Source organism: Priestia sp. SRI_019 (genome assembly GCF_057586255.1).
The window spans coordinates 224,239-235,978 of record NZ_JBYCZN010000004.1 but is presented as its reverse complement, the minus strand read 5'-3'; the positions used below and the strand labels follow the sequence as shown (position 1 = coordinate 235,978).

The 11,740-nt window shown below is 39.1% G+C and carries 15 protein-coding genes; all 15 read left to right on the top strand.

What is annotated here, in order from left to right; all coding sequences use genetic code 11:
* The first annotated feature begins 47 nt into the window (after positions 1 to 47).
* The 15 genes from AC2YJL_RS22110 to atpE all read left to right on the top strand — a co-directional run bounded on the left by AC2YJL_RS22110 (position 48) and on the right by atpE (position 11,708).
* The gene (locus AC2YJL_RS22110) at positions 48 to 494 is read left to right on the top strand and encodes a GNAT family N-acetyltransferase (RefSeq protein WP_153252781.1); all 447 of its coding nucleotides are present in this window, start codon (positions 48 to 50) and stop codon (positions 492 to 494) included.
* A 192-nt stretch (positions 495 to 686) separates the two neighbouring features.
* A complete protein-coding gene (locus AC2YJL_RS22105) occupies positions 687 to 1,727 on the top strand; it encodes an L-threonylcarbamoyladenylate synthase (RefSeq protein WP_487374965.1) in 1,041 nt (346 codons plus the stop codon).
* A 67-nt stretch (positions 1,728 to 1,794) separates the two neighbouring features.
* The gene (locus tag AC2YJL_RS22100) at positions 1,795 to 2,355 is read left to right on the top strand and encodes a manganese efflux pump MntP (protein WP_013059815.1); all 561 of its coding nucleotides are present in this window, start codon (positions 1,795 to 1,797) and stop codon (positions 2,353 to 2,355) included.
* A 22-nt stretch (positions 2,356 to 2,377) separates the two neighbouring features.
* Positions 2,378 to 2,533, top strand: coding sequence for a hypothetical protein (locus tag AC2YJL_RS22095; RefSeq protein WP_251568944.1), 156 nt, complete (start codon positions 2,378 to 2,380; stop codon positions 2,531 to 2,533).
* A gap of 50 nt (positions 2,534 to 2,583) precedes the next feature.
* The gene (locus AC2YJL_RS22090; protein ID WP_195695680.1) at positions 2,584 to 3,012 is read left to right on the top strand and encodes a low molecular weight protein arginine phosphatase; all 429 of its coding nucleotides are present in this window, start codon (positions 2,584 to 2,586) and stop codon (positions 3,010 to 3,012) included.
* A gap of 80 nt (positions 3,013 to 3,092) precedes the next feature.
* On the top strand, positions 3,093 to 3,554 hold the full coding sequence (gene rpiB, locus AC2YJL_RS22085; RefSeq protein ID WP_050690854.1) for a ribose 5-phosphate isomerase B: 462 nt from the start codon (positions 3,093 to 3,095) through the stop codon (positions 3,552 to 3,554).
* A 35-nt stretch (positions 3,555 to 3,589) separates the two neighbouring features.
* Entirely contained in the window at positions 3,590 to 4,141 is a 552-nt protein-coding gene (locus tag AC2YJL_RS22080) for a TIGR01440 family protein (RefSeq protein ID WP_487374964.1), read from the top strand.
* Positions 4,142 to 4,258: 117 nt separating this feature from the next.
* Positions 4,259 to 5,503: a serine hydroxymethyltransferase gene (locus tag AC2YJL_RS22075; RefSeq protein ID WP_013059811.1), complete on the top strand. Its 1,245-nt coding sequence runs from the start codon at positions 4,259 to 4,261 to the stop codon at positions 5,501 to 5,503.
* A 213-nt stretch (positions 5,504 to 5,716) separates the two neighbouring features.
* A complete protein-coding gene (gene upp / locus AC2YJL_RS22070) occupies positions 5,717 to 6,346 on the top strand; it encodes a uracil phosphoribosyltransferase (protein ID WP_013059810.1) in 630 nt (209 codons plus the stop codon).
* A 22-nt stretch (positions 6,347 to 6,368) separates the two neighbouring features.
* Positions 6,369 to 7,520 carry a non-hydrolyzing UDP-N-acetylglucosamine 2-epimerase gene (gene wecB / locus AC2YJL_RS22065; RefSeq protein WP_016765923.1) on the top strand — a complete coding sequence of 384 codons (1,152 nt, stop codon included), beginning with the start codon at positions 6,369 to 6,371 and terminating at the stop codon, positions 7,518 to 7,520.
* A 66-nt stretch (positions 7,521 to 7,586) separates the two neighbouring features.
* A complete protein-coding gene (locus AC2YJL_RS22060; RefSeq protein ID WP_251568946.1) occupies positions 7,587 to 9,779 on the top strand; it encodes a S8 family serine peptidase in 2,193 nt (730 codons plus the stop codon).
* A 297-nt stretch (positions 9,780 to 10,076) separates the two neighbouring features.
* Positions 10,077 to 10,298: an AtpZ/AtpI family protein gene (locus tag AC2YJL_RS22055; protein ID WP_013085464.1), complete on the top strand. Its 222-nt coding sequence runs from the start codon at positions 10,077 to 10,079 to the stop codon at positions 10,296 to 10,298.
* Between the two features lie 6 nt (positions 10,299 to 10,304).
* A complete protein-coding gene (locus tag AC2YJL_RS22050; RefSeq protein WP_013059806.1) occupies positions 10,305 to 10,676 on the top strand; it encodes an ATP synthase subunit I in 372 nt (123 codons plus the stop codon).
* A gap of 18 nt (positions 10,677 to 10,694) precedes the next feature.
* Complete coding sequence (atpB, locus tag AC2YJL_RS22045) at positions 10,695 to 11,405, top strand: F0F1 ATP synthase subunit A (RefSeq protein ID WP_013059805.1); 711 nt, start codon at positions 10,695 to 10,697, stop codon at positions 11,403 to 11,405.
* 90 nt (positions 11,406 to 11,495) lie between these two features.
* Positions 11,496 to 11,708, top strand: coding sequence for a F0F1 ATP synthase subunit C (gene atpE, locus AC2YJL_RS22040; RefSeq protein ID WP_013059804.1), 213 nt, complete (start codon positions 11,496 to 11,498; stop codon positions 11,706 to 11,708).
* The last annotated feature ends 32 nt before the right edge of the window (positions 11,709 to 11,740 follow it).

The window sequence follows — 11,740 nt, the reverse complement described above, 5'->3', positions numbered from 1 at the left end:
AATCACCTCATAGATTTGTTACTAGAAAACAAGTTGAGGTGATTAAAATGAGAGAACAATTAAAAATTGCTAGTGAAAATGATTATATTCGAATTCAGCAGTTCTTGCAAAAAGCGGGCATCAGCACAGCAGGTGTGAAAGAGCATATTCATCAATTTGTCATAATGGAAAATGAAGAAGGCGAGCTGCTAGCAACAGTTGGGTTTGAAAAAGAAGGTGTGGATGGAATTCTCCGCTCCCTTGTCGTGTCTCCTTCTTTAATGCAATCTGATATTTTGCTGCTATTTAAAAGCATCGTCCAGCTGGCTCAAAAGCATGGCGTGAAGCAACTATATTTACTAACAAATAAGGCATCTTCTCTACATTTTTTTCAAATGATGAATTTTCAGCAAACATCTTACAGTGCACTGCCTGAGTTGTTAAAAGAACATTCTTATTTAAAAAAGTTACCAAACCCTCAGGATGTCTATGTGATGTTTTATGCAGCTAGTTAAAAGGAAATGTGGATAAATCATTTTAATGGGGTATCCACAATGTTATTCACAAAAACATAAGCTTTATCCACATTTTGTGGATAAAGCTTGTTTGTTGATATAATGAAAGCATGTATTTTACTACTTTTAATACATATTGTACTTTTAAAGTAAAAAAAACCTAGATATAGAAAGAAAAAGGAGTTGAAGAAGATGGAAACTAAGTTATGGGTTGTGGATAATTTTACGAACGAAAAAGATATTTATCCACAGATAGAAGAAGCAGCAGATTTGCTGCGCAATCACGAAGTAGTTGCTTTTCCTACAGAGACGGTGTATGGATTAGGAGGAGACGCAACATCGGATAAAGCTGTGGATAAAATTTTTGCAGCGAAAGGACGTCCTAGTGATAACCCTCTTATTGTTCATATTGGAGATAAAGAGCAGCTTCATACATTTGTAGAGTCGATTCCTTCAAAAGCAGAGAAAGTGATCGATGCTTTTTGGCCGGGTCCTCTTACAGTCATATTACCCAAAAAAGATCGAGTTTCAGATAAAGTTACGGCTGGTTTAAACAGCATTGCAGTGAGAATGCCCTCACATCCGGTAGCCCTCGCATTATTAAAAAAAGTTGCTTTGCCTATCGCAGCTCCTAGTGCAAACCTTTCCGGCAAGCCAAGTCCCACTCTAGCTCATCATGTGATGAATGATTTAGAAGGGCGTATTAGCGGAGTTGTAGATGGAGGAGCAACAGGGGTAGGAGTAGAATCGACGGTCCTTGATTGTACAGAAGAGATTCCTATCATTTTACGGCCGGGCGGCATTACTCAGAAAGAGTTGGAAAATGTCATTGGTCCCGTAAAAGTAGATCAAGCGTTACTAAGTGATAAAGAAGCGCCAAAATCTCCAGGTATGAAATACACGCATTACGCACCTGATGCACCGCTTGTCATCGTTGACGGCAGTTCAGATTTTTTCCAGTCTATTATTGATCGCTATAAAGATCAGGGTAAGCGAGTGGGGGTATTAACGACATCTGAACATGAAGATGCGTATAAAGCGGATGCGGTTATCACATGTGGATCTCGTTCAAATTTAGAGACGGTTGCTAGCCACTTATACGAGTCGCTTCGTTCATTTAATGAGTGCGACGTAGATGTTATCGTTAGTGAAAGTTTTTCTGAAGAAGGAGTCGGTCATGCCGTTATGAACCGATTAATGAAAGCTGCAGGACATCACGTGATTAAGCAATAAAATTCATCTTCTAAACCTTTTCGAATGTGCATATTTTGAAATAGGAGCACGTCCGAGGAGGGTAAAGATGAATGTATCTCAGTTAATTAGTGAAATGATCACGTTAGTCATTATGGCGTTTGCCTTAGGAATGGATGCTTTCTCAGTTGGTTTGGGAATGGGATTAATTCGTTTACGCTTTCGCCAAATTTTCTACATTGGTGTTGTTATCGGTGTATTTCATATTTGGATGCCGCTGTTAGGTATGTTTATTGGACGACTTTTGTCTGATAAACTTGGAATGTTTGCTACCTATGGCGGTGGAATTTTATTGCTGATTCTTGGGGCGCAGATGATTTATTCCTCCTTTAAGCATGACGATACGCCGTTTATCAAACCAGTTGGCTTTGGACTGTTATTTTTTGCGCTCAGCGTGAGTCTAGATAGTTTTTCTGTTGGACTTAGCTTAGGTATTTTTGGAGCAAGAACGTTTTTGACCATTATTGTTTTTGGCGTAGTAAGTATGCTATTAACTTGGTTAGGACTGCTGCTAGGCAGAAGAGTACAAGGCTGGCTTGGTTCATATAGTGAGGCACTGGGCGGAAGCATTTTATTAGCTTTTGGAATCAAATTGTTACTACCTTTTTAACTATATAAATAGGTAAAGGATCATGACCATTCAGGTTATGGTCTTTTTTTGCTTCTTTTGGATTGCATCGATAAAAGGAGGAAAGCGAAGTCGTTTTTTCGAGATGGATGAAGCGGTAATGGATAAAAAATACCCGGAAAAGCTAACTGGATTTATGCAAGCAATAGAGATACAATAGGGTGGAATATCAACATAGTCGAACATAGTGAAAGCAAGGGAGGATGTATCTTGAAAAACATCTTATTTGTATGTACAGGAAACACGTGCCGCAGCCCTATGGCAGAAGCGTTACTCAAAGCTAAAAAGATACATGGAATAAACGTGAAGTCTGCAGGTGTATTCGCTTCAAATGGAAGTGAAGCTTCTGTTCATGCACAAGTTGCCCTTCACCAGAAAGGCATAGCTTGTTCTCATGCTTCGGCAGCATTAACGGAAGAACAATTGATGTGGGCTACTTATATTTTTACGATGACGGAGCAGCATAAAATGCTGATTTTGAACCAAGCCCCATACGTAAGTGATAAATTATTTACGCTAAAAGAATTTGCCGACGAGCAAGGTGAAGTATCTGATCCGTTTGGCGGATCATTACAGACGTACGAACAGACTTTAGAAGAGTTAGAGCGTATGATTAACAAAATAGTCGACAAATTATAAAAGGTCCCATAAATGTTTGCTGACTTAAAATGAACAGAAATTTAATATAAGACGAAGGTATGTATGAGGAGGAAACAAAGATGAAAGTAGCTATTGCATCTGACCACGGCGGTATAAATTTGCGACAGGAAATTATCTCTTTAATGGAAGAATTAAATATTGAATATGTGGATTTAGGGTGTGAATGCACAGCGTCTGTAGACTATCCGGATTATGCACTTCCCGTTGCTCAAAAAGTGGCGAGCCAAGAAGTAAGTCGAGGCATTCTTATTTGTGGAACAGGCATCGGTATGAGTATAGCAGCTAATAAAGTAAAAGGAATTCGCTGCGCTCTAGTGCATGATACGTTCAGTGCAAAAGCAACAAGAGAACATAATGACAGCAACATTTTGGCAATGGGTGAACGTGTCATTGGGCCGGGACTTGCACGTGAAATTGCGAAAATTTGGTTAATGACAGAATTTGAAGGCGGCCGACATGAAAATCGCGTGAATAAAATCAAACAGTATGAGCAGCAAAGCGATGAAACAGTAACTGTATAATGTGAACGTATTCAATGAAAGAAAGGAAGAAAAATGTGTCTGAACTTACGAAATGGAAAGAGCAGTTGGAAACAGTTTTATCTGATTTTTTAGCACAAGTGCAGTTGTCTTCAGAACATACACTTGTCATTGGATGCAGTACAAGCGAGGTAATTGGTGAAAAAATAGGAACCGCAGGCGCAATGGAAGTCGCAGAAATGATTTTTGATACACTAGCAGATTTTCGAAAAAAAACGGGTGTCCACTTAGCATTTCAATGCTGTGAACATCTCAATCGAGCACTGGTAGTAGAAAGAGAATTAGCTCGCAAAGAGCGTTTAGAAATCGTTAGTGTTGTTCCTATCCATAAAGCAGGCGGAGCGATGGCTACACAGGCCTATGGCCAGCTTAAAGAGCCTGTTTTGGTAGAGTTTATTAAAGCTGATGCCGGTATTGATATTGGAGATACATTCATTGGTATGCATTTAAAGCATGTCGCAGTACCCGTTCGTTGTACGTTAAACGCAGTTGGACACGCTCATGTTACTATAGCAAAGACGCGTCCAAAACTAATTGGTGGAATGAGAGCGTTTTACGAACTTTCGTAATTAAATATATTAAAATAATACACATTTTTTCTTTTTTATTCTAAATAAATCATGTTACAATGTAGTTGAATCAACAAATAACGAACATTGCGAATACGAAATGAGGAGAGGATTTTGATGGAGAAACAACTAATGCAACAAGATCCAGCAGTTTATAATGCGATCAAGGATGAATTACAAAGACAACGTACTAAGATTGAGCTAATTGCTTCAGAAAACTTTGTAACAACAGCGGTAATGGAAGCACAAGGTTCAGTTTTAACAAATAAATATGCTGAAGGCTATCCAGCTAAACGTTACTACGGCGGCTGTGAACACGTAGACGTAGTAGAAGACTTAGCTCGTGATCGTGCAAAAGAAATTTTCGGAGCAGAGCATGTGAATGTTCAACCTCACTCAGGTGCACAAGCAAACATGGCTGTATACTTCACTGTTTTAGAAGCTGGAGACACAGTACTTGGTATGAATTTATCGCACGGCGGTCACTTAACGCACGGAAGTCCTGTTAACTTTAGTGGTGTTCAGTACAATTTCATCGAATATGGCGTAGATCGTGAAACACATCGTATTAATTACGATGATGTATTAGAAAAAGCTCGTACACATAAACCAAAATTAATTGTGGCTGGTGCAAGCGCATATCCACGCGCAATCGACTTCAAGCGTTTCCGTGAAATCGCTGATGAAGTAGGCGCTTATTTAATGGTAGACATGGCTCATATTGCTGGTCTAGTAGCTGCAGGACTTCATCAAAATCCTGTGCCACATGCTCATTTCGTTACAACTACAACACATAAAACACTGCGCGGACCACGCGGCGGTATGATTTTATGTAAAGAAGAATTTGCGAAAAAGATTGATAAGTCAATCTTCCCTGGTATTCAAGGTGGCCCATTGATGCACGTTATCGCTGCAAAAGCAGTAGCATTTGGTGAAGCGTTACAAGATGAATTTAAGCACTATGCTCAAAATATCATCGACAATGCTAATCGTTTGGCAGAGGGATTAAAGAAAGAAGGATTTGCTCTTGTATCTGAAGGAACAGACAATCACCTTGTGTTAATCGACGTAAGCTCAATGAATTTGACAGGTAAAGTAGCTGAAAAAGCACTTGATGATGTAGGTATTACAACAAACAAAAATACAATTCCTTACGATGAGCAAAGCCCATTTGTAACAAGCGGTATCCGTATTGGTACAGCTGCGGTTACAACTCGCGGATTTGGCTTAGAAGAGATGGACGAAATTGCTTCTATCATCGGATTAACGCTTAAAAATATTGAAGATGAAGAAAAGCTAGCTGAAGCTAAAACACGCGTTGAAGCTTTAACAAGCAAGTTTGAAATGTATAAATCACTTTAAGAGAGACAGGCCTTTGTGCCTGTTTTTTTATGGAGAAAGTGGTAGCAATTCAATCATTTTTTGAATAATGCTTGAACTCAAAAACTTTTTTCTGTAAAATGAATGCAATGTATAAATTTAATTAGCAAGAGATATGTTTTTACTAGTACGTACCATTCAATTCGTTGAATGGTATTTTAATGTGTACATCTTTATATATAAGGAGAGATATCAATGGGCAAAGTATACGTATTTGATCACCCGCTTATTCAACACAAATTAACTTACATACGCGATGTAAAAACGGGAACGAAAGAGTTTCGTGAATTAGTTGATGAAGTGGCAAGCTTAATGGCTTTTGAAGCGACACGTGATTTACCGCTAGAAGACGTTGAAATTGAAACACCGGTTTGCAAAACAAAGTCAAAAGTTATTGCAGGGAAAAAGCTTGGTATCGTTCCAATTCTTCGTGCTGGTATCGGCATGGTAGATGGATTTTTAAAACTAATGCCAGCTGCTAAAGTTGGACACGTTGGCTTATATCGTGATCCAGAAACATTACAGCCTGTTGAATATTATGTAAAGCTGCCTAATGATGTAGAAGAGCGTGACTTTATTGTAGTAGATCCTATGCTTGCAACAGGAGGGTCAGCTGTAGAAGCAATCAACTCTCTTAAAAAAAGAGGCGCTAAAAACATTAAATTTATGTGTTTAATTGCTGCTCCTGAAGGCGTGGAAATCGTAAAAGAAGCACACCCTGACGTAGATATTTACATTGCGGCATTAGATGAAAAATTAAATGACCATGGATATATTGTTCCAGGTTTAGGAGATGCAGGGGATCGTTTATTCGGTACAAAATAATTTGTAGATTCGGGTGATGAACATGAAGCAGCCAATTAAAGTAATGACGATATTCGGGACAAGACCAGAAGCAATTAAAATGGCCCCTCTAGTGCTAGAGCTTAAAAAGCGACCGGAGGAGTTCGAAGCGATTGTTACGGTAACGGCTCAGCACCGTGAAATGTTAGACCAAGTATTGAGCATTTTTGACATTCAGCCTGACTATGACCTTAACATTATGAAAGATCGCCAAACTCTTATGGACGTAACGACCAGAGGATTAGAAGGTTTGGATGACGTAATGAAAAAAGTGAAGCCGGACATCGTACTTGTACACGGCGATACAACTACGACGTTTATTGCCGGACTAGCAGCTTTTTATAATCAAATTCAGGTGGGACATGTTGAAGCAGGTTTGCGCACATGGAATAAATATTCTCCATATCCGGAAGAAATGAACCGTCAGCTTACAGGCGTTCTCGCTGATTTGCACTTTGCTCCAACCGATAAGTCTGCAGCTAATTTGCAAGCAGAGAATAAAAAAGAAGAGCGAATCTTTGTGACTGGAAACACAGCTATCGATGCGTTAAAAACGACAGTAAAAGAGACATATGAGCATGAAGTGTTAACGAAATTGGGAGATGATCGTCTTATTTTATTAACGGCGCATCGCCGCGAAAATTTAGGCGAACCAATGAAAAACATGTTCCGTGCTGTTAAACGTATTGTGGATGAACATGAAGATGTGCAAGTTGTGTATCCTGTTCATTTGAATCCGGTAGTTAGAGAAACAGCAAACGATATCTTAGGAAATGACCCACGCATTCATTTAATTGAACCGTTAGATGTAATTGACTTCCATAACTTCGCTGAGCGCGCTCATATTATTTTGACAGATTCGGGCGGTGTTCAAGAAGAAGCTCCTTCATTAGGCGTACCTGTATTGGTACTTCGTGATACAACAGAGCGACCGGAAGGAATTGAAGCAGGGACGCTCAAACTAGCAGGAACGGAAGAAGAAACAATTTATACGCTAGCAAAAGAGCTGTTAATAGATGAAGACGTATATAAGCAAATGTCACAAGCATCGAATCCTTACGGAGACGGCTTAGCTTCTAAACGTATTTGTGATGCTATTAGCTACTATTTCAACCGCCGTGAAAACAGACCGGAAGCTTTTAATCCGCTTTCGTAAGATTTCTAAACACCTTTCACATGAAAAGTGTCTCTTTGAGACACGATAGTGTGAGAGGTGTTTTTTATGTGGATTAAATGGTTAATGATTAGCTTTATATTAGGAAGCGGGGGAGGACAAATGTCACTCAATCCGACATTTCCTTCTATAAAACAAGAAATGAATCATCAGGAAAAATCAATAATTGTCATGATTGAAAAAGAAAAATTCGCAAAATTTAAAAGTCAGCTACAAAAAAATTATCCTAATATAAAGATTAAGAACGAATTTCATACAGTGTTTACCGGACTTTCATTAAACGGCTCCATCTCGGATTTGGAAAAACTATCTCATAATCCTTCTATTATTGGTTCACATTCTGTTAAAAACTACCAGGTTGCAGAAGAAAATAGCGTAACCTTCATTGGCTCAGAACAGGTAAGGGGCTTATTTGATACTTATAATCAGCGCTTAACAGGAAAAGGAATCAAAGTAGGCGTCATCGATACGGGTGTTGATTATTCTCATCCCGATTTAAAACAAACCTACAGGGGAGGGTATGATGTAATAGATAAAGATTATGAGCCGATGGAAACCACTCGCGAGCAAGGAGAGCCTACTCTGCATGGCACTCATGTAGCTGGTATTATTGCAGCAAATGGAAATATTAAAGGTGTAGCACCTCAAGCGGAGATCTACGCATACCGAGCTCTTGGACCTGGTGGAGCTGGAACGTCTGAAAGTGTTATTCTAGCTATCGAAAAAGCAATTCAAGATGATGTAGATATTATTAATTTATCATTAGGAAATGATGTGAATGGCCCTGATTTACCAACAAGCTTAGCGTTAGATCGAGCTGTTGAAAAAGGAATTGTAACGGTTACATCCAGCGGCAATTCAGGTCCAGGTTTATGGACCGTGGGCTCTCCAGGTACAGCGGGAAAAGCTATTTCTGTTGGCGCTTCTGTTTCCCCGACAACAGTTCAATTTCTAACAATCGGATTTAATAAAGACAAGATTATGATGGCGCCAGTAGAAGGGTCGCGCCCGTGGACGTTTAATCAAACGCTCCGTGTAATAAATGAACAATACTCCAAAGAGCAAAAGCATGCATTGGGTAACGTCATTTTGCTAAAAGCAGAAGGAAATGCCGTTGAAAAAAAGATCAAACAAGCTGAACAGGCAGGCGCAAAAGCCGTTATTTTATATAGTCCGACTGAAAAAAGCATAATCGGTAAACTAAAAGAGTCAGTAAATATTCCAGTGATATGGGTAAGTAAAAAAAGCGGTGATACCATTAATCAACACATTCAGTCTCAACAACCATATTTACGCACTGGCAAGCAAGTGGTGCAAGACTTGCTTACATCTTTCAGTTCAAGAGGGCCTGTAACGACTACTTGGGGAATCAAGCCGGACGTCGTCGCACCTGGTTACTTCATTAATAGTACAGTTCCCGGCGGATATGAACGCATGCATGGCACAAGTATGGCTGCGCCCCATGTAGCTGGAGCGTGCGCTCTTATTTTACAAGCTCACCCGAACTGGTCTCCTGAACAAGTCAAAGCTTCATTGATGAACACAAGTAAAGTAATGCACCAGCTAAACGGTCAAACGTATCGCGTATATGAACAAGGAGCCGGGAGAATTCAACTAGCAAAAGCTGTCACAGCAGACTCTTTATTTTATCCATCTTCTTTATCTTTCGGTATTTTTACGCGCCCATCAAAAAAAGTCTTATCATTTAAAATTGATAACCAGTCTGATAAAGCAAAAACGTATCGCTTAAACGTTCCGAAAAGGGATGAAGGAGTGAACTGGGATATTCCATTACCCGTCACGGTGCAGCCCCATCAGACAAAAGAAATAGCTGTCACTTTATCGGTGCAGCCCCGTTTTAAAAATAAAGGTATATATGACGGATATTTGGAAATAAATGATTCACGTGAAACATTTTCGCTTCCTTATATGTACATGGTTAGCATTCCAGATTATCCTCGTGTCATGGGATTGCAAGTAGCAGCGGAAAAAGAGAAAAATACGTATAGCTATGAACTGTTTTTGCCTGAAGGAGCAGATGAGTTAGGCGTTGCTCTTTTTGATAAGCAGTCTTTACAGTTTATATCGTATTTAGATGTTGACGTTGATGTAGAAAGAGGCATGAGAAAACGAGAAATAACGATTGATGAATCGCTTGTACCGGGGGCGTACCAAATATTTGCATTTGTGAAAAAGCATAGACAAGAGCAGGTTGTACACAGTACAATAACGATTGAATGAACCTCTTTAAATGTTTTCATTTGAAGAGGTTTTATGTGTGGCAGAAATGTGAACAATAAGAAGAGATTGTGAAGTTTTTAGCTTAAACACATTGACATTAAATATACGCTATTGTATGCTTACAGGGAATATAAATGATAAGGTTTTCAACCTGTGAAAACCGTTGATATTTCTGCGTATTTTATTAGCTGTTTTTACCTTTTTTAGCAATTTTTTTTGCCTTTCTATCATATATTGAGCTATAACAACGATAGAGAATTCGGAAAAAAGAAAATTTTGCAAAAGGGGTATGAGCTTATGAAAGATCGCAACCGTCATCCTTTGCAAGCGATGGCATTAGTGTCAATCATTCTATCACAGTTAGCAGGTTCAGTCTTAATTGGCTTATTCTCTGGGAGATGGGCTGATCAATGGCTTGATACCGAACCACTATTTTTGATTTTAGGCCTTCTTTCAGGGCTAGCAGCAGGTGTTTTTATGATGCTGCGGACAGTCCACCATTTTTTTTCAGGAGATTAATAATTCATGCAGGATTTGCAGCACGTTTTTCCAAGACTTCGTTCATACATATTGTATTTGTTAGCATTATACGTTCTCGGCTGGGGATTTACAAGTTATAAGGCTGTTTTTGCAGGTTTAATTTTAGGAACCGCCCTGAGTTTGTATAATTTGTGGAACTTGGTAAGAAAGTTTGAGCAGTTTGGACAGGCGTTGGATGAGGGGAAAAAGCCCCGTTCAATTGGGACTGTTGTAAGATTTGCAACAGCTGCTCTCGCAGTTGTGATTACCATCTCTTATCCAAAAACCTTTCATATTATTAGTGTAGTTGTGGGATTAATGACGTATTATGTTGTCATTATCATAGATTTAGTTGTTCAAAATATGCGTAGAAGATAGAAAGAGAGGTGAACACAGTTGGGTCATGAATCACCAACTATAGAGTTTCTAGGCCTTACTTTTAGTCAAAGTAACTTGCTTATGGTTACCGTAGCTTCTGTTATTGTATTCTTAATTGCAGTTTTATGTACTCGTACTCTTGCTATGAAGCCAAGCGGTGCACAAAACTTTATTGAATGGGTCTTAGATTTTGTTAAAGGACTCGTTAATAGCAATATGGATTGGAAAACAGGTGGCCGCTTTTTGACGCTAGGTGTAACTTTACTTATGTACATTTTTGTGTCAAATATGTTGGGTCTTCCATTTGCCATCGTGATTGACCATAACTTATGGTGGAAATCGCCAACCGCTGATCCAGCAATTACGCTGACGTTAGCCGTTATGGTAGTTGTACTATCACATTATTATGGTATTAAAATGCGAGGTTTCTCTGCATACACGAAAGATTACTTCAAGCCAATGGCATTTTTATTCCCGCTTAAGATTATCGAGGAGTTTGCCAATACGTTAACGCTTGGCCTTCGTCTTTACGGTAATATTTATGCTGGGGAAATTTTGTTAAGCTTGCTAGCTGGTTTAGCAACAACAGGCTTCTTAGGTACAATTGGAGCTGCTATTCCAATGCTTTTATGGCAAGGATTTAGTATTTTTGTAGGCGCAATTCAGGCCTTCATTTTCACAATGTTAACGATGGTTTATTTATCTCACAAAGTGAGTAGCGACCATTAATTTATAAAGCTTTGTTCAAGTAATACCCAATTTGGACAAAACAAAACTTAGTTAAACAAAATCATATATATTAAGGGAGGACTTTATAAAATGGGTTTAATAGCATCTGCAATTGCGATTGGTTTAGCGGCACTAGGTGCTGGTATTGGTAACGGTCTTATCGTTTCTAAGACGATTGAAGGCACAGCTCGCCAACCAGAAGCACGTGGTACATTAACTTCAATGATGTTCGTTGGGGTTGCCTTAGTTGAGGCGCTTCCAATTATCGCCGTAGTTATTGCATTCATGGTACAAGGTAAATAATAATGTGTTACATGTGGCGAAGATCATTCAAA

Coding starts and splice junctions, on each gene's coding strand:
- AC2YJL_RS22050 (WP_013059806.1), top strand. CDS start 10,305: ATGCAGGATTTGCAGCACGTTTTTCCAAGACTTCGTTCATACATATTG.
- upp (WP_013059810.1), top strand. CDS start 5,717: ATGGGCAAAGTATACGTATTTGATCACCCGCTTATTCAACACAAATTA.
- AC2YJL_RS22075 (WP_013059811.1), top strand. CDS start 4,259: ATGGAGAAACAACTAATGCAACAAGATCCAGCAGTTTATAATGCGATC.
- AC2YJL_RS22100 (WP_013059815.1), top strand. CDS start 1,795: ATGAATGTATCTCAGTTAATTAGTGAAATGATCACGTTAGTCATTATG.
- AC2YJL_RS22095 (WP_251568944.1), top strand. CDS start 2,378: ATGACCATTCAGGTTATGGTCTTTTTTTGCTTCTTTTGGATTGCATCG.
- AC2YJL_RS22060 (WP_251568946.1), top strand. CDS start 7,587: ATGTGGATTAAATGGTTAATGATTAGCTTTATATTAGGAAGCGGGGGA.
- AC2YJL_RS22105 (WP_487374965.1), top strand. CDS start 687: ATGGAAACTAAGTTATGGGTTGTGGATAATTTTACGAACGAAAAAGAT.
- rpiB (WP_050690854.1), top strand. CDS start 3,093: ATGAAAGTAGCTATTGCATCTGACCACGGCGGTATAAATTTGCGACAG.
- AC2YJL_RS22110 (WP_153252781.1), top strand. CDS start 48: ATGAGAGAACAATTAAAAATTGCTAGTGAAAATGATTATATTCGAATT.
- atpE (WP_013059804.1), top strand. CDS start 11,496: ATGGGTTTAATAGCATCTGCAATTGCGATTGGTTTAGCGGCACTAGGT.
- wecB (WP_016765923.1), top strand. CDS start 6,369: ATGAAGCAGCCAATTAAAGTAATGACGATATTCGGGACAAGACCAGAA.
- AC2YJL_RS22055 (WP_013085464.1), top strand. CDS start 10,077: ATGAAAGATCGCAACCGTCATCCTTTGCAAGCGATGGCATTAGTGTCA.